The organism is Mesorhizobium xinjiangense, assembly GCF_009749525.1.
In the GTDB taxonomy this organism is placed as follows: domain Bacteria; phylum Pseudomonadota; class Alphaproteobacteria; order Rhizobiales; family Rhizobiaceae; genus Mangrovimarina; species Mangrovimarina xinjiangensis.
The window spans coordinates 143,924-161,507 of the sequence record NZ_WOAC01000003.1; the positions used below are offsets into that span (position 1 = coordinate 143,924).

The 17,584-nt window shown below is 64.4% G+C and carries 10 protein-coding genes; 7 read left to right on the plus strand and 3 right to left on the minus strand.

Annotation, left to right across the window (positions count from 1 at the left end; genetic code table 11):
- The first annotated feature begins 6 nt into the window (after positions 1–6).
- Complete coding sequence (locus GM909_RS04940) at positions 7–1,248, plus strand: bifunctional alpha/beta hydrolase/OsmC family protein (protein WP_157015100.1); 1,242 nt, start codon at positions 7–9, stop codon at positions 1,246–1,248.
- Positions 1,249–1,369: 121 nt separating this feature from the next.
- On the opposite strand, the gene GM909_RS04945 is transcribed toward GM909_RS04940, so the two are convergent.
- Positions 1,370–1,732, minus strand: coding sequence for a VOC family protein (locus GM909_RS04945; RefSeq protein ID WP_157015101.1), 363 nt, complete (start codon positions 1,730–1,732; stop codon positions 1,370–1,372).
- 115 nt (positions 1,733–1,847) lie between these two features.
- Here GM909_RS04945 and GM909_RS04950 point away from each other — a divergent pair, with 115 nt between their 5' ends.
- From GM909_RS04950 to GM909_RS04975, 6 genes are all read left to right on the plus strand, one after another.
- The gene (locus GM909_RS04950; RefSeq protein ID WP_157015102.1) at positions 1,848–2,411 is read left to right on the plus strand and encodes a TetR/AcrR family transcriptional regulator; all 564 of its coding nucleotides are present in this window, start codon (positions 1,848–1,850) and stop codon (positions 2,409–2,411) included.
- A 169-nt stretch (positions 2,412–2,580) separates the two neighbouring features.
- A complete protein-coding gene (locus tag GM909_RS04955; RefSeq protein ID WP_157015103.1) occupies positions 2,581–4,089 on the plus strand; it encodes a Do family serine endopeptidase in 1,509 nt (502 codons plus the stop codon).
- A gap of 193 nt (positions 4,090–4,282) precedes the next feature.
- Positions 4,283–4,957 carry a response regulator transcription factor gene (locus GM909_RS04960; RefSeq protein WP_157015104.1) on the plus strand — a complete coding sequence of 225 codons (675 nt, stop codon included), beginning with the start codon at positions 4,283–4,285 and terminating at the stop codon, positions 4,955–4,957.
- The gene (locus GM909_RS04965; RefSeq protein ID WP_407941246.1) at positions 4,957–6,363 is read left to right on the plus strand and encodes an ATP-binding protein; all 1,407 of its coding nucleotides are present in this window, start codon (positions 4,957–4,959) and stop codon (positions 6,361–6,363) included. Before GM909_RS04960 ends, GM909_RS04965 begins: the two co-directional genes overlap by 1 nt.
- A 19-nt stretch (positions 6,364–6,382) precedes the next feature.
- The gene (locus tag GM909_RS04970) at positions 6,383–9,358 is read left to right on the plus strand and encodes a bifunctional [glutamine synthetase] adenylyltransferase/[glutamine synthetase]-adenylyl-L-tyrosine phosphorylase (protein ID WP_157015106.1); all 2,976 of its coding nucleotides are present in this window, start codon (positions 6,383–6,385) and stop codon (positions 9,356–9,358) included.
- A gap of 286 nt (positions 9,359–9,644) precedes the next feature.
- On the plus strand, positions 9,645–12,143 hold the full coding sequence (locus GM909_RS04975; protein ID WP_157015107.1) for a membrane-bound PQQ-dependent dehydrogenase, glucose/quinate/shikimate family: 2,499 nt from the start codon (positions 9,645–9,647) through the stop codon (positions 12,141–12,143).
- Between the two features lie 92 nt (positions 12,144–12,235).
- Here GM909_RS04975 and GM909_RS04980 read toward each other — a convergent pair whose 3' ends face one another.
- Entirely contained in the window at positions 12,236–14,560 is a 2,325-nt protein-coding gene (locus GM909_RS04980; protein WP_157015108.1) for a PAS domain-containing sensor histidine kinase, read from the minus strand.
- A 236-nt stretch (positions 14,561–14,796) separates the two neighbouring features.
- Positions 14,797–17,439 carry an aminopeptidase N gene (gene pepN / locus GM909_RS04985; protein ID WP_157015109.1) on the minus strand — a complete coding sequence of 881 codons (2,643 nt, stop codon included), beginning with the start codon at positions 17,437–17,439 and terminating at the stop codon, positions 14,797–14,799.
- Positions 17,440–17,584: the final 145 nt, after the last annotated feature.

Here is a 17,584-nt window from a genome sequence, read left to right on the forward strand (position 1 = left end):
GAGCGCATGGTCACGACATTGCGAAAGCTGGAATTTGCGGGTCATGCGGGCGGGCAGCTCGCGGCGAGGCTGGACCTGCCGACGGGGCCGGTTCGCGCCTACGCTCTTTTTGCCCACTGCTTCACCTGCTCGAAGGACCTGCTGGCGGCGCGCCGCATCGCCGCCGAGCTCGGCCGCGCAGGCATTGCCGTGATGCGTTTCGATTTCACCGGACTGGGCTCGAGCGAAGGCGAGTTCGGCTCGACCAATTTTTCCTCCAACGTCGCCGACCTCGTTCTGGCCGCGGACTATCTGCGTGCCAATTTCGAGGCGCCGTCGCTTCTCATCGGACATTCGCTCGGTGGCGCGGCGGTGCTTGCTGCCGCCGGCAAGATTCCCGAGACGAAGGCCGTCGTGACGATCGGCGCGCCGGCCGACGCCGATCACGTGCTGAAGAGCTTCGGCGCCAGCCTTCAGGAGATCGAGCAAAAGGGTGAGGCCGAGGTGCAGCTTGGCGGGCGCAGCTTCCACATTGCCAGCCAGTTCGTCGCCGATGTGCAGCAGGCGACGTTGCGCGAGGCCATCGCCGGTTTGCGCAAGCCGCTTCTCATCCTGCATGCGCCGCTCGACCAGACGGTCGGCATCGACAACGCCACGCGCATCTTCCTGGCGGCAAAACATCCCAAGAGCTTCGTTTCGCTTGATACGGCCGATCACCTGTTGAGCGAGCCGCGGGATGCGGAATTTGCGGCCAGCGTCATTGCCGGTTGGGCCGGGCGCTACCTTCGCGAAGACGCCCCGCAGGGAAGCGAGCCGATCGAGCATGTCCGGGTCACGGAAACCGGCGAGGCGAAGTTCCAGAACGCCGTGCAGGCGGGCCGGCACCGGCTGTTCGCCGACGAGCCGGAAAGCGCCGGCGGCCTCGATTCGGGTCCTTCGCCGTACGATTTCCTCTCGGTCGCGCTGGGCGCGTGCACATCCATGACCTTGCGCATCTATGCCGAGCACAAGAAGATCCCGCTCGGCCGGGTCAGCGTCGATGTCTCACATGCCAAGATGCATGCGCGCGACTGCGAGGAGTGCACCGAGGAGGAGCGCGCCAGCGGCGCCCGGATCGACCGTTTCGAACGTGTCGTCACCGTCGACGGAGAGGTCGATGCCGAGCTTTCGGCCAAAATTGCCGAGATCGCGGATAAATGCCCCGTTCACCGCACGCTCGAAGCCGGATCGAAGGTCAAGACGACCGTCCGCTCGAAGCCGGAGCGATGAAACCACGACCTTGTGGGCTTCATCGAAGTAGGGGAGCCGGTATTCGTTCTCGCGGAATGGCTCGGCCTTATCCCGATTTGTTCTTCGCGCGCGTTCGCTCAAACGATTCCGTTTGAGCGGGTCATGTTCCAGGCTCGAACAGTTCGACCAGGTTGCCGGAGGGGTCTTCCAGCAGGGCCTGTCGTCCGCCCTTGCCGGTAACGATGTCGCCGCGAAAGGATGCGCCGGATTGGCGAAGCCGTTCGGTCATTTTATCGAGGTCGCCTGTTTCGATCTGAAACCTGTTCCAGCCGCCGGGCTGCGGTGTTCCGCCCGCAGTGCCGGCACCGCCTGCTCCCGGAGCGTTCAGCAGCAGCCGAAGGTCTCCGCGCGACAGCGCCGCGAATCCCGGTCCGGGATGCATGTCGACGACAAATCCGAGACGATCGCGATAGAAGGCAACGCTCTGGCCGACATCTGAAACGATATATCGAACGGAAACCATGGTCTCCTCCTTGCCGTTCGGTTCATCAGATTGCTATAGAACGGTAGCGTTTCATAAATGGAAACGAAACGCAAGCGTTTCATAATTATGGATGATGCCGGCATCGGGACAAAACATGGACAAGCGCATCGAACGCACACAGTGGGACGTGCGCCGTGCCGCCATCGCGCTGCTTGGCGAACGCGGCTATGCCGCCTTCAACATGGAAGCCGTCGCCAGGCAGGCGGGTGTTTCGAAAAGCACGCTCTACAGGCACTGGCCGACGAAGCTGTCGCTGATCGCCGATGCATTGGAAACGCTGAACGAGCAGCCCCGGCCCGTCCCGTCGCAAGGAAGCGTCAGGCAGCGCGTATGCCGTCTGATGCAACACCTCGCCGAGGCTCTTTCCACCTCGCAGTTCGGCGCCTGCATTCCGGCCCTCATGGAAGCCTCTCACCGCCATGCGGAAGTCGCGCAGTTCCTCCATTCATACAGTGCCCGCCGGCGCCGGACGCTTGTCGATTTGCTGCGCGAAGGGGTCGCTTCCGGCGAGTTGCCGGCGGAATTCGATGCGGAAATGGCCGCATTGGCGCTCAGCGGCGCGATCTTCTACCAGCGCAGCATGACGCCAGAGCCGTTTGCCGCCGATGATATCCCGTCGCTGGTGACGCTGGTTCTCGGCCCGGAACGGCCGAACTGAACGGCCGCTTGCGCAGCGAGGGGGCGGGGCGCGGCAGTACCACCTTCGCTCCGCTGACAATGAACATTACGAATTTTTCATTCGCTGGAAATGGCGTCGTAATGTGACGCGACCTAACTGTGTGTCCGAGGATTTCTCAAAGCGTCCCGCCAAGAAAGGACACACGATCATGAACTCTTCCGTTTCGACCTCTACCACGCGCAAGCGGCTTGCTACCGCCGTCGCCTCCGTCGCAATCGCCGGTGCCGTCGGCCTCGGCGCGGTGACGTCCGGCACGCTGCCCGTCTTCGCCGAGCCGGTGCGTGTCGATGCGCCACAGACGCCGGGCTTCGCCGATGTCGTCGACCGCGTTTCCCCGGCCGTCGTCAGCGTGCGCGTGAAGCAGAACGTCCAGCCGGCATCTGACGATATGCAGGGCTTCTTCGGCCCGCCCGGATTTGAGGACCTGCCGGACGACCACCCGCTGAAACGCTTCTTCCGTCAGTTCCGCGGCGAAGGCGATCATCGCGGCCCCCGCCAGTTCCGCCGGCACACGCGTCCGGTTTCGCAGGGCTCCGGCTTCTTCATTTCCGATGACGGCTATCTCGTCACCAACAACCATGTCGTTAAGGGCGGATCGGAGTTCACCGTCGTCATGGACAATGGCGATGAGCTCGATGCCAAGCTTGTTGGCACCGACCCGCGCACCGATCTTGCCGTGCTCAAGGTCGATGAGAAGCGCGACTTCACTTATGTGACCTTTGCCGGCGACGGCAGTGTTCGCGTCGGCGACTGGGTGGTGGCAGTCGGCAACCCGTTCGGCCTCGGCGGCACCGTGACCGCCGGTATCGTCTCGGCACGCGGCCGCGACATCGGCGCCGGACCCTATGACGACTTCATCCAGATCGACGCGGCCGTCAATCGCGGCAACTCGGGCGGTCCCGCCTTCAATCTCAACGGCGAGGTGGTGGGCATCAACACCGCCATCTTCTCGCCCTCGGGCGGCAATGTCGGCATCGCCTTCGCGATCCCCGCATCGACCGCCAGGACCGTTGTCGACGAACTGATCAAGGACGGCACGGTGGAGCGCGGATGGCTCGGCGTGCAGATCCAGCCGGTCACCGACGACATCGCCGAATCGCTGGGTCTCGATGACGCAAAAGGTGCATTGGTCAGCGAGGCGCAGCCCGACAGCCCGGCCCTCGATGCCGGGATCAAGGCCGGTGACGTGATCACCGGTATTGACGGCAAGAAGGTCGAATCGCCGCGCGAACTGGCCCGCATGATCGGCGGCATGGAGCCGGGCAACGCGGTCGAGGTCGCATTGTGGCGCGATGGCGCTGCCGAGACCGCTCGCATCAATCTGGGCGAATTGCCCGGCGCCGAACGCATCGCGTCGCTGGACTCGTCCGACGAGCAGAGCGGCGCCATGCTGGAGAATTTCGGTCTCACCGTGGTTGCTTCGGATGACGACGACAGCGTCGTCGTCACCGCTGTCGAGCCGGGCAGCGCTGCCGACGAGCGTGGCGTGCGCTCCGGCGATGTCATCGTTTCCGTCAATGGGCAGGACGTCAAAAGTCCCGGCGAGGTCGAAAATGCGATCGGCGAGGCATCGCAGGCCGGCCGCAAGGCGGTTCTGTTCCGGCTTCAGCGCGACGATTCGAGCCGCTTCGTGGCTCTGCCCGTCGCCAAGAGCTGACCTCCTCGGGGATGGCGGGTCTAAACACCCCGATCCGCCGTCCCTGGGAAAGGAACCGGAGCCAGTGTTGCGTAAGTATCCGGTTTCCTGCGGCAGCGGGATCCCATCCCCCGCTGCCGCTTTTTCAATCCGGTAGATCCCGATGCACAGGACAGTTGCGGCCAATCGGCACGATATCGACTATAAGGCGGGTATGAAGATTCTTCTGATCGAAGACGACCGCGAAGCGGCCGATTATCTCGAACGCGCCTTGAGCGAGACCGGCCATACCGTTCATGTCGCGCGCGACGGCGACAGCGGCTTCACCCTGGCCGACAGCGGCGATTACGACGTGATGGTGGTCGATCGCATGCTGCCGGGCCGCGACGGTCTTTCGGTTGTGGCGGGCTTGCGGGCGCGCGGCAACGAGACGCCTGTTCTCATCCTTTCCGCACTTGGCGAGGTCGACGACCGTGTCACCGGCCTGCGCGCCGGCGGCGACGATTACCTGACGAAGCCCTATGCCTTCAGCGAGCTCTTGGCGCGCATCGAGGTGCTCAACCGGAGGGCCGGCGCGCGGGAGGTTGATACGGTCTATCGCGTCGGCGATCTCGAGCTCGACCGCCTGTCGCACTCCGTCAAGCGCGCCGGACAGGATATCGTCCTGCAGCCGCGCGAATTTCGCCTGCTCGAATATCTCATGCGCCATGCCGGGCAGGTGGTGACGCGCACCATGCTCCTTGAAAATGTCTGGGACCTTCATTTCGACCCGCAGACCAATGTCATCGACGTGCATGTCTCGCGGCTGCGCGGCAAGATCGAAAAGGGTTTCGACGGGCCGATCCTGCATACGGTCCGCGGCGCGGGATACGTGCTGAAGGCCGGCTGATGCGCAAGCTGGCCGCAATCATGAAGACGACGGCGGCCCGTCTCTCCGCCCTCTATCTGCTCCTGTTCGGTGCCTGCGCCATCGTTCTGGTCATCTACATGACCTCCGTGTCGGTGCGCATGATCGCCGCCCAGACGCGCGAGGCAGTGAACGAGGAGACGCTGAGGCTCGGCCGCGCCTATGATCGTGGCGGCATACCGGCGCTGGTGAGGCTCATGGAAATGCAGGCGCGCCAGCCCGGAGCCAATCTCTATCTCATCGCCGATCCGAACGGACGCCTTCTTGCAGGCAATGTCGAGAGCCTGGAGCCGGGCGTTCTGGACACGCGCGGCTGGACGAGCCGGCCATTTGCCTATGAGCGCTACGGCGAGGCCGAACCGCAGGGCCATGCGACCCACACCGCCATGGCGCAGGTGATCCGACTGCCCAACCAGATGATCCTGTTGGTCGGCCGCGACCTGGGCGAGCCCGAGCGCCTGCGCCGGGTCGTGCAGCGCGCCCTCATACTTGCGCTTGGCATCATGGCGTTTGGCGCCTTCCTCATCTGGTACTTCGTCGGACGTGCCGCGCTCCGGCGGATCGACAGCCTGTCGGAGGCGAGCGCGCGCATCATGGGCGGCGACCTGGCCGGCCGCCTGCCGGTCACCGGTGCGGGCGACGAGTTCGACCGTCTGTCGGAAAACCTCAACGCCATGCTGGCGCGCATCTCGGCCCTCAATGACGGGCTGAAGCAGGTCTCAGACAACATCGCGCACGATCTCAAGACACCGCTCACGCGCCTGCGCAACCGCGCCGAGGAAGCCTTGTCGAAGAAGAGCGGCACGAAGGGCCATCGCGAGGCCCTGGAGGCGACGATCGCCGAATCCGACCAGCTGATCCGCACCTTCAACGCCATCCTGATGATCTCGCGCCTGGAGGCGGGCTATTCAGCCGAGGCGACTGGAGAAATCGATCTCGCGACCATCGTCAACGATGTGTGCGAGCTCTACGAGCCGGTGGCCGAGGAAAGCGGTGTCGGCCTCAAGAGCGGGATCAACGGCACGCATGTCATCACGGGAAATCGCGAACTGGTCGCACAGGCCTTGTCAAACATCGTCGATAACGCGATCAAATATTCTGCCGATCACGCCGACCAGCCGGAGGTCCTTGTTATGCTCGCGCGAAAAGAGGACGAAGTGCAACTGACCGTATCCGACAACGGGCCCGGCATCGCGCCGGACGATCGGCAACGCGCCACGGAGCGCTTCGTACGTCTCGAGACCAGTCGAACGCAGCCGGGCTCGGGCCTCGGACTGAGCCTTGCAAGGGCTGTCATGACCTTTCATGGCGGGCGGCTCGAACTGACCGGTGAGGAGACAGGCCTTGCCGTCTCCATGGTTTTCCCCACGAACCGGGTACAGTCTTGAGCAACAAGGAGGGCGGTGCATGACAGGCCAAGACTGGTCGCTGGAGATCGCCCACACGCTGTTGCCGCTCGATGCGGCCGCGGCGCAGTCCGCGCTCGACGATCTGGCCCAGGCGGCGGAGGAGGAAGGCTTCCAGCGCCTGGCGGATCTGGTGCGCGACGGTGGACCCCCGGCCGGGTTCCTGGCCGCCGTGAGCGACCTGTCGCCCTATCTGCGCGACGTGCTGCGCCGCCGCCCCATCATTCTCGATCGCCTTTTCGATACCGGCTGGCGCCAGCGGATCTCCGACATCGCTGCAGAAATGAAGGCCTGCAGCATGGCCGACGATGCCAGTGAGGCCTCGCTGATGGCCGACCTGCGACGTCTGAAGGCCGAGGCGCATGCCCTGATCGCGCTGACCGACCTCGCCGGCGCGGCCGATACCCAGCAGACCGTGGGCAACATGAGCGCGATTGCCGATGCGGCGATCGAAGCGGCCACGGCCTTTTTGTTGCGTGACGCGCACAGGCAGGGAAAGCTGAAACTCCCCGATCCGTCGGAACCGACCCGCGGCTCGGGCTGGATCGTTCTCGGCATGGGCAAGCTGGGCGCCCGTGAGCTCAATTTCTCCTCCGACATCGACCTGATCGTGTTCTTCGATCCGCAGGCGCCGGCGGTCGTCGAGCCGCTGGAGGCGACCGAACTCTTTTCGCGCATGACCCGCCGTCTGACCCGCATCCTGCAGGACCGCACCGAGCACGGCTACGTGTTCCGCACCGATCTGAGGCTGCGTCCCGATCCCGGGTCGACGCCGCTTGCGATCCCGGTCGAGGCGGCGCTCAACTATTACGAGGGCAGGGGCCAGAACTGGGAACGCGCCGCCATGATCAAGGCGCGCGCCATCGGCGGCGATGCGGCTGCCGCGGCTGCATTCCTCAAGGAGTTGCAGCCCTATGTCTGGCGCAAATATCTCGATTACGCGGCAATCGCCGATGTCCACTCGATCAAGCGGCAGATCCACACCCACAAGGGCCACGGCGAGATTGCCGTCAAGGGCCACAATGTGAAACTCGGACGGGGCGGCATCCGCGAGATCGAGTTCTTCGTCCAGACGCAGCAACTCATCGCCGGCGGCCGCTTTCCCGAACTGCGCGGCCGCGAAACCGTGGCCATGCTGGCGCAACTCGAAAAACGCGGCTGGATCGACGCCGAGGCGCGCGACGTGATGACCCGGCAATACTGGTTCCTGCGCAGCGTCGAAGACGCCATCCAGATGGTGGCCGACGAGCAGACCCACACATTGCCGGAGGACGATGAGGGGCTCGCGCGGATCGCCCATATGCGCGGATTTGCCGATGCCGATGCGTTTGCCGCCGCCTTCCGCGCGTCGCTTCAGGAGGTGGAAAGCCACTATGCGGCGCTGTTCGAGACCGCGCCGCAGCTCTCTGCCGGTCTCGGCAATCTGGTCTTCACCGGTGATGTCGACGATCCCGGTACACTGGAGACGCTGCACAATCTTGGTTTCGAGCGGCCGAGCGACATCTGCCGGGTGATCCGCACCTGGCATTTCGGCCGCTACCGGGCGACCCGTTCGGCCGAGGCGCGCGAGCGGCTGACCGAGCTCACTCCGGCGCTTCTCCAGGCGTTCGGCGCGACCAGAAGGGCCGACGAGGCCCTTATCCGCTTCGATGAATTTCTCTCCGGCCTGCCCGCCGGCATCCAGCTCTTCTCGCTTCTGCAGTCCAATCCGGGCCTGTTGCAGCTCGTGGCGACCATCATGGGGGCCGCGCCGCGCTTGGCCGCCATCATCACGCGCCGGCCGCATGTCTTCGACGGGCTGCTCGATCCCGCCTTGATGGCGGAGCTTCCCGACAGGGATTATCTCACTGCGCGGCTCGAGACCTTCATGCAGGGCGCCCGGACCTACGAGGAAACGCTCGACCGGCTGCGCATCTTTGCCGCCGAGCAGAAATTCCTGATTGGCATCCGCCTCTTGACGGGTGCCATCGATGCCGCGCGCGCCGGCAAGGCCTTCTCCGACCTGGCCGATTTGACCATCGGCGCCGCACTGGAGGCGGTTGAAGCCGAATTCGCCGTGCGGCACGGCCGCGTGCCCAGCGGACGCATCGTCATCCTCGGCATGGGCAAACTGGGCAGTCGCGAACTGACGGCGGGTTCCGACGTCGACCTGATCCTGCTCTATGATCATGACGCAGATGCGGATGAATCCGACGGCGACAAGCCCTTGCCCGCCTCGCTCTATTACGCGCGCCTGACGCAACGGCTGATCGCAGCGGTTTCCGCGCCGACCGCCGAGGGCGTGCTCTACGAGCTCGACCTGCGCCTGCGGCCCTCAGGCAACAAGGGGCCCGTCGCCACCCATATCGAGGCATTCCGCAAATATCAGCGCGAGCAGGCCTGGACCTGGGAGCACATGGCGCTGACGCGCGGCCGCGTCGTCGCCGGTAATGCCGGGCTTGCCGGCGAGGTCAACGCCGAGATCGAAGCCGTATTGGCCCTGCCGCACGACTTTGCAAGGATCGCCCGCGAGGCGCGCGACATGCGGGCGATGATCGAAAGCGAAAAGCCGCCGCGCAACATCTGGGACTTCAAGCTCATCCCCGGTGGCCTGATCGATCTCGAATTCATCGCCCAGGTGGCCACTCTGACCGGTGGGGCCGCATCCGGGCAGCGGCTTACCGGCACCGCGGATACGCTCGCCGTGCTCGACGCAACGTTCTGCAATCCGCAGACGCGGCAGGAACTGGTTGCCGCCCACGCCTTGTTCATCGAACTCACGCAACTCGTGCGGCTGTGCCTGACAGGCGATGTCGACGGCGAGGATATCCCGCCGGGGCTGGCCGACCTTCTGCTCAGGAGCGTCGACCTGCCCGATATCGGCGTCCTCGAGGCGCATATCCAAGAGACATCGCAGCGTGTCAGGGCGCATTTCGACAGGCTGCTCGGCACGGCGGATACAGCCTCCGGGAACGGCGACGGCGACGCGGGTATTTAGATAACGAGTTTACCGGCCTCGCTGGCCCAAGATCGCCGTGCCATTGGGCGATATTGTCACCTTTGATATATGCTAATAAGCTTTTGCAACCAGGTTTGGTGAGTCACCTTCCAGCTTCAGCCAGCCATTGCCAGCTGTGGACTTCTGCTTGCTCGCAACCTGCTGCGACAACCGCCTCCCGCGCCCCATTTCTCAAAATCCCGGCTCGGAAGGTGCAATCTTCCACTGCACTGCTTTTGCTCCGTGTGTGGGCGGATCACGGCCAGCAAGACGATGAGGAACTCAAATGATCAAAGACGTTGAAACCACTCCGCCGGGATCCGCGGGCTGGCTGCTGCCGCTCATCGGCGTGATCCTGGCCGTCATCGGCGTTCCGCTTGTATGGGGCGGTGTTCAACTCGTCGGCCTTGGCGGGTCATGGTATTATGTTCTCGCCGGTCTCGCCCTCGTCCTGACCGGCATTCTATACTTCTTGCGCAGCAAGCTCGGTGTTTGGCTTTACGCCATCACATTCCTCGCCACCATTGTCTGGGCGATATGGGAGGCAGGCTATGCCTTCTGGCCGCTGATCCCGCGCCTGGTCGCTCCGACCGTGATCGCGATCGTCGTTGCGCTCAGCGTTCCGCTGTTTGCAAGCGGCGCCAGGACGTCGCGCAGCATTCCGTTCGCAATCGCTGCGCTGCTGGGTCTCGGCCTGGTGGCAACCGGCTATTATGCCTTCCAGCCGCATGGCGTCATTCGCAATGAAATCGCCGATGCCGGACAGGCGGCAGAGGTCGTGTCCGGCGAAACGGACTGGCGCGCCTATGGCCGCACGTCCCATGGCACACGCTTTGCGTCGATCGATCAGATCAACACGGAGAACGTGCAGCACCTGGAAGTCGCATGGACCTTCCGTACGGGTGACATCCCCGACGAGATGGCACAGGACCAGAACACGCCGCTGCAGATCGACGGCACGGTTTATCACTGCTCACCGCACAACATCGTTCACGCGCTCAATGCGGAAACGGGCGAGGAGCGCTGGACGTTCGATCCGCAGGCGACATCGCCGCTGTGGCAGCGCTGCCGCGGCGTGAGTTTCTACGAACCGTCGGCAGAAGCGCTGGCGCAAGCCGCTGCTTCGGCAGCGAGTGCTGCCGAAACCCCAGCCACGACGGCTGAAGCAGTGCCGGCGGACAATGCGGACGACGACACGGCCGAATTGGCGCAGGCGCCGGCCACCCCGGCGCCCGCCGAGCCGGAAGCACCGGCGACCTGCGCGCAGCGCATCGTCATGACCACGATCGACGCGCGTCTCATTCAGCTCGACGCCAAGACGGGCGAACCCTGTGCCACGTTCGGCGAAAATGGCACGGTCGATCTCAAGCAGGGCATGGGCGAGGTCAAGCCCGGCTTCTACTTCCAGACGTCGGCGCCCACCGTCATGCGCGACCTCGTGATGGTCGGCGGCTGGGTGTGGGACAATGTGGAGACCGGTGAGCCGTCCGGTGCCGTGCGCGCCTTCAGTGCGGTGACCGGCGAGCTCATCTGGGCCTGGGACCTCGGCAACCCCGAGATCACCAAGCTGCCGCCGGAAGGCGAGAGCTACACGCGCGGCACGCCCAATGTCTGGTCCACGCCCTCCTATGACGACGAATTGGGTCTGGTCTATCTACCGACCGGCAATGCGACGCCGGACTTCTTTGGCGCCCATCGTTCCGAGGCCGCAGAGGAATATGGCGCCTCGATCGTCGCGCTCGACATGGCGACGGGGCGCGAGCGCTGGAAATTCCAGACCGCCCATCACGATCTCTGGGACTACGACGTGCCCTCGCAGCCGGCCCTCTATGACGTGCCCGATGGCGATGGCGGCACTATCCCGGCATTGATACAGGTGACCAAGCGCGGCCAGATCTTCATGTTCGACCGCCGCGACGGCACTCCCATTGCCGATATCGAGGAGAGGCCCGTTCCGCAGGATGGCGGGGTGCCGGAGGATACGGTCGCGCCCACGCAGCCCTATTCGGTCGGCATGCCGTCCATCGGCACGGAGCCCTTGAGCGAAATACGCATGTGGGGCGCCACACCGCTTGATCAGCTTTACTGCCGCATCGCCTTCAAGAAGATGCGCTACGAAGGCGAGTTCACGCCGCCTGGAACCGATATGAGCCTGATCTTCCCTGGCTATTACGGAGGCATGAACTGGGGCTCGGTCTCGGTCGACGAAGCGAATGCGATGCTGATCGTGAACGATATCCGCATGCCGCAATTCGTGCAGCTCATTCCGCAGGACGAAGTGGAGGAGCGTGGCGGTTCGGCCGCTCACGACGGCTTGTCGACCCAGACCGGCACGCCATATGCGGCATGGAAGAACGGTTTCATGTCCCCTCTCGGCGTTCCGTGTCATCAGCCGCCCTACGGCACGATAACCGGCATCGACCTGAATGCGCGTCAGGTGGTCTGGCAGGTGCCGGCCGGGACCTTGCAGGACACCGGTCCGCTCGGGATGAAGACCCGTATGCAGATCCCGATCGGCATGCCCACGCTGGGCGGACCCATGACGACGGCCGGCGGCCTGGCCTTTTATGCGGGGACGCAGGACTACTATCTGCGTGCCTTCGACGTCAAAACGGGTGAGGAGCTTTGGAAGGGACGGCTGCCCGTTGGCGCGCAGGCGACGCCGATGACCTATGTTTCGCCCGAAAGCGGACGCCAGTTCATCGTGGTATCCGCCGGTGGCGCGCGCCAGTCGCCGGACCGCGGTGACTACATCATCGCCTACGCTCTGCCAGAAGCGAACTAGCTAGATCGGGATACCGGCGATCCGGCACTTTTTCTCTCCTCCCCGCGCGGGGAGGAGAGAAGGCCGAATGCGGATTGCAACGTATCCTGATCTCAGGCCGCCGCAGCCATCTCCTCGGCTGGAATGCGCACGGAGACGATCGTGCCGCGGCCTTCGCGCGAACGGATCTTGAGCGCCCCGCCATGCATGTCGGCGAGCGAGCGTGAAATCGCCAGGCCGAGGCCGGAACCCGTGTGGTTCTTGGAAAACTGGTTCTGAACCTGCTCGAACGGCCGGCCGAGCTTTTGCAGCGCGTCTCGCGGTATGCCGCAGCCATTGTCCTCGATGGTCAGCACGAGCGCCCCGGAAGCCTTCTTCGCCCGCACCATGATGTGGCCGCCCTGGCCGGTGAACTTGACCGCGTTCGACAGCAGGTTGAGCGCGATCTGCTTGATGGCGCGGCGGTCGGCGTGCAGCGCTGCCGATTGGGCGATGTCGGTCTCGACGGTGATCGACTTGGATTCGGCCTGCACCGAGACGACGCGCACCGCCTCCGACACCAGTTCCTCCAGGTCGATCTTCTCGCGCTGCAGGGCGAACTGGCCCGCCTCGATCTTCGACATGTCGAGAATGTCGTTGATGACGCCGAGCAGATAGGTGCCGCTGGCATGGATGTCGCCGACATATTCCTCATAGCGCTCCGAGCCCAGCTTGCCGAACAAGCCCGACTGCATCAGTTCCGAAAAGCCGATGATGGCGTTGAGCGGCGTGCGCAGCTCATGCGACATGTTGGCCAGGAATTCCGATTTGGCGCGATTGGCGGCTTCCGCGCGCTCCGTCTCGCGCATGTAGCGGTGGTTCAGTTCGACGAGTTCCTGCGCCCGTTCCTCCTCGGCCCGGCGTGCCAGGCTGAGATCGTGGATCGTCGCCATCAGGCGCCGTTCGCTGTCGACCAGCTTTTCCTGGTGCAGTTTGAGCTGGGTGATGTCGGAGCCAACCGAGACCACGCCGCCGTCGCGTGTCTTGAGCTCGTTGACCTGCAGCCAGCGGCCATCCGCCAATTGCCGCTCGAAGGTCGCGCCCCCATGCCTGCCATGCGCGCTGGCCAGCTTGCGCTCGAAGGCATAGGCCTTCATACGGCCCTCGATCGTCTCGCGGAAGGTGCCGGACTGCACGTTGTCGCTCGACAGCCCCATATGTTCCTGGAAACGCGTATTGCACATGACCAGGCGGTCGGCCGCATCCCACAATACGAAGGATTCGGAGATGTTTTCGATGGCGGTGCGCAGCCTGAGGTCGGCCTCTTCCGACTGGCGGGCCAGGTTGTGCTGCTCGGTCACGTCGACTGCGATGCCGATGAGATGCAGTTCGGGCGCGTCGCGGTCCACCACCTGCGCGCGGGTGCGCATCCACACCCACCGCCCGTCGGCATGGCGCATGCGGAAGACCTGGTCCACCTGCTCGGTCTCGCGCGATGCGACCCGGTTGGCGATCTCGAACAGGTCTCCGTCTTCGGGATGGATGATCGCCGAAACCTCGCCGAAGGAGAGCATGGTGTGGCAGGGCTCGTAGCCCAGCATCTCGTACATGGAGAGCGACCAGTACATCTTGCCGCGCGCCATGTCCCAATCCCAAAGGCCGCAGCGCCCGCGCACCAGCGCCAGCTCGAAGCGCTGATGCGCCTCGCGATAGATCCGGTCGGCCGCGCGGGCGCGCGACGACTGGCTGAAATAGGCGTAGAGCACGGCGATCAGGACCGCCGAGGTGAGCACGAACAGGGCGACATTGAGCGAGACGGTCTTGCGCCATTTGGCGAGCACGGCGTCTTCCGGCAGGAGCGCTGCCGCCACGCCGGCCGCACCTGCGTCGTGGACCGCGGCGTACCATTGTTCGCCGTTGACGGAGACGGGCAGGACGCCGGCACGCTGCCCGAAAAGGAGCAGAGGCTGGCCGCCCGTCATGATGTCTTCCAGCGGCAGGTCTTGCCAGGAGAGATAATTGGGCGCCGAGGCGAGGACCTTGTGGTCGGTTCCGGCCACCGCGAGCACGAGCCGATCCGGCAAGGCGGCGATCTGGGCCGAGTGCTCGAGGAGCGATCGGGCGGAGACACTGCCGTTTGCCGGTTTAGCCTGCGCGGCCGCCATCGTGCCGGCGAGCTGTGCCGCACCCAGTGCGACGAGCGACCTGGCCGTGGTGATGGCCTCGTCGCGCTCGGACAGAAGCGCGGTGGCGCGGGCCGCGGCGATAACGATGAGGAAGATGACGATCAGGACGGGGATGGATCGCCTGACATAGGGTTCTGCCGCAATCAGCCGCTCATAGGTCGGTGCGGCGATCATGCGGACATTGCCAGTCAGCTCGGGCATCGACCATTGGTGGCCGTTGCGCCAGGCAAATGCTCCCCCTCCGGGCGCGCTACGCGCGTCCGCCTTCGCCATGCTGCAGGCTCCGTTGATGCTGGTTGTCCGATCGATCCGGTTTACCGCACGCCCGAATCGCCACTAAAGAATCAAAGGTGATTCGCCTTGTCCAGTGCCGGCGCGGTTATTTCGTAAAATTTTACCTAACTGGCCCGTTTTGACAGGCGTTTCGGTCGGAAGGGACAGGCGGCTTGAGCGCATTTGCTTCAAACGGAAACGTTTGAAGCAAAGATATGCGCGCCAGATCAAATGTTCTAAGCGAGCGTGCGTTCCACGATGTCGCGCAGGTCCGCCGAGAGGCCTTCGGCCGAAGCGATGCGCTGAAGCGTCTCGCGGGCCAGGGCCCTGCGGCCCGGCTCCAATTGACGCCATGAGCGCAAGGTGGTGGCAAGGCGCGCGGCCAGTTGCGGATTGCCGCGCTCGATCTCCAGAACGATGTCGGCAAAGTAGCGGTAGCTTTCGCCGTCGGGGCGATGAAAGCCGGTCTGGTTGGCGCTGCTGAAGGCGCCGATCAGAGCACGGACCCGATTGGGATTGGCGAACTGGAAGGCCGGGTGCTTCGTCAGGGCGCGCACGGTGTCGAGCGTTTCGTGGCCGGGCACGACCGCCTGGATCGTGAACCATTTGTCGAGAACCAGCGGATCTCCGCGATACCGTTCCTCGAAGGCGGTCAATGCGGCGAGGGTCTGAGGCGAGCCCGGATGACGGTTGGCGAGGACACCGAGTGCTGCGGCCCGTTCGGTCATGTTGGTTGCGGCGCGGAACTGTGCGTCGGCCCGCTCGGCATCGCCGGCTGCCGCCAGGTAGTCGAGCAGCACGTTGCGCAACGCCCGTTTGCCGGCGCTTGCCGCGTCCGGGCTGAAGGCGCCCGTGTCGGCCAGTTCGTCGTAAAGCCGCGCAAAGGCCGCGCCATTCTCCTTGCCGATGGCGGCTGCAAGCGCGTTGCGTGCCGCCAGGATGGCATCGGGGTCGATATCGGAGCCGATCTCGCGCGCAATGTCGGTTTCGGAGGGCAGGGTCAGGGCGAGTGCCCGGTAGGCCGGCTCGAGTTCGTGACTTCCAGCGATCTCGCCGCACAATGCGATCAATTTTCCGGGCATCTGGGGCGCGCGACCGCCGCGGACTTTCCCCGACGCGGCGATGAGGGCATCCGTCATCAGCGTATTCAGCGCCTGCCAGCGCGAGAACAGGTCGCTATCGTGACGGGCGAGGAAGAGGCGGTCTTCCTCCGTTTCCTCGGCCGAGATCGTGATCGGCGCGGAAAATTCGCGATTGAGCGACAGGCACGGCCGTTCCTCGACGCCCTCGAAGCGCACCGTGTGGCGCCGCTTGCGCACATCGATCACGCCGTCGCTCACCGTCGCGCCCTCGACTGCGCTCCAGTCGAGATCCTTGCCGTCGCTGCCGACCAGCCCGAAGGCCAGCGGTATGTGCATCAGCCGCTTGCGGCTTTCGCCGGGCGTCGGCGGCACGGACTGCTCGATGGTCAGCGTCAGTGCGCGCTCGCTGGTTGAATACCGAGCGTCGACGGCCAGATGCGGCGTGCCGGCCTGATGATACCATAGAGCGAATTGCGACAAGTCGCGCCGCGAGACGTCCTCGAAAACGCGCAGGAAATCCTCGACGGTGGCCGCTTCGCCGTCATGGCGCTTGAAATAAAGGTCCATGCCCTTGCGGAACAGTTCGCCACCCAGGATGGTGCGGATCATGCGCACCACCTCCGAGCCCTTCTCGTAGACGGTTGCCGTGTAGAAATTGTTGATCTCGCGATAGCGGCGCGGACGCACAGGATGCGCCAGCGGCCCCTGGTCCTCGGGAAACTGATGGGCGCGCAGCGTGCGCACCTCGGCAATGCGCTTGACCGCGCGCGAGCGCTGGTCGGCGGAGAATTCGTGGTCGCGATAGACCGTCAGCCCTTCCTTGAGGCAGAGCTGGAACCAGTCGCGGCAGGTGATCCGGTTGCCGGTCCAGTTGTGGAAATATTCATGCGCGATGATCGCCTCGATATTGGCGAAATCGGCGTCCGTGGCCGTATCCTCGTCGGCCAGCACATATTTGTCGTTGAAGATGTTGAGGCCCTTGTTCTCCATCGCGCCCATGTTGAAATCGGAAACGGCGACGATGTTGAAGACCTCGAGGTCGTACTCGCGGCCGAATTTTTCCTCGTCCCAGGCCATGGAGCGCTTCAGCGCGTCCATAGCGTAGGCCGCGCGCGCCTCCTTGCCGTGTTCGACATGGATGGCGAGATCCACCTTGCGTCCCGTCATGGTGCGGAACGTGTCGCGCACGACGCCCAGGTCGCCGGCCACCAGCGCGAAGAGATAGGACGGCTTGGGGTGCGGGTCGTGCCATTCGGCGAAATGCCGCCCGTCCGGCAGATCGCTGCGCTTTCCCGGATTGCCGTTCGACAGCATCAGCGGCGCTGCATCGCGGTCGGCTTCGATGCGCACCGAATAGACGGACAGAATGTCCGGCCGGTCGAGGAAATAGGTGATGCGGCGGAAGCCCTCCGCCTCGCATTGCGTGCAATAGACGCCGTTGGAGCGGTAAAGGCCCATCAGGGCCTTGTTGGTGTCGGGCGAAAGGCGGGTGACGATTTTAAGCCGGAATTGCCTGTCCGCAGGGACGGCATGGATGGTGAGCTGGTCGGGCGCTGCGGTATAGGCATTGGCATTGGCCGCAATGCCGTCGATCTCGAGCCCGGCGAGGTCGAGCCCGTCGCCATCGAGGATGAGCGGCGCGTCGTCGGACACCCCATTGCGCCGCCTGACGGCAAGTTCGGCCACGACCTCGGTGCGTTCGGCATCCAGACGGAAGACGAGGTTCGTCCGCTCGATGAGGTAGTCCGAAGGACGGTAGTCCTCGAGCTTGAACACCTGGCCCGTATCGGTCCGCATAGCCACCTATCCCGTATTGACGCACTGCAACTTCAGATTTCAGGGCGACCTGGCCCCAACATTTCGTGCCTCTTGCCCTTTACACAATTCTCTCAAGCGACAAAACTATGTCCACCCATACCACCGCAATCACTTCCAATTCACT

What these genes read in the sequence shown, in the direction of transcription:
- GM909_RS04970 (WP_157015106.1), top strand. Translation starts at nt 6,383, where the DNA reads ATGACAGGCCAAGACTGGTCGCTGGAGATCGCCCACACGCTGTTGCCG.
- GM909_RS04950 (WP_157015102.1), top strand. Translation starts at nt 1,848, where the DNA reads ATGGACAAGCGCATCGAACGCACACAGTGGGACGTGCGCCGTGCCGCC.
- GM909_RS04975 (WP_157015107.1), top strand. Translation starts at nt 9,645, where the DNA reads ATGATCAAAGACGTTGAAACCACTCCGCCGGGATCCGCGGGCTGGCTG.
- GM909_RS04980 (WP_157015108.1), bottom strand. Translation starts at nt 14,560, where the DNA reads ATGGCGAAGGCGGACGCGCGTAGCGCGCCCGGAGGGGGAGCATTTGCC.
- GM909_RS04965 (WP_407941246.1), top strand. Translation starts at nt 4,957, where the DNA reads ATGCGCAAGCTGGCCGCAATCATGAAGACGACGGCGGCCCGTCTCTCC.
- GM909_RS04955 (WP_157015103.1), top strand. Translation starts at nt 2,581, where the DNA reads ATGAACTCTTCCGTTTCGACCTCTACCACGCGCAAGCGGCTTGCTACC.
- pepN (WP_157015109.1), bottom strand. Translation starts at nt 17,439, where the DNA reads ATGCGGACCGATACGGGCCAGGTGTTCAAGCTCGAGGACTACCGTCCT.
- GM909_RS04945 (WP_157015101.1), bottom strand. Translation starts at nt 1,732, where the DNA reads ATGGTTTCCGTTCGATATATCGTTTCAGATGTCGGCCAGAGCGTTGCC.
- GM909_RS04960 (WP_157015104.1), top strand. Translation starts at nt 4,283, where the DNA reads ATGAAGATTCTTCTGATCGAAGACGACCGCGAAGCGGCCGATTATCTC.
- GM909_RS04940 (WP_157015100.1), top strand. Translation starts at nt 7, where the DNA reads ATGGTCACGACATTGCGAAAGCTGGAATTTGCGGGTCATGCGGGCGGG.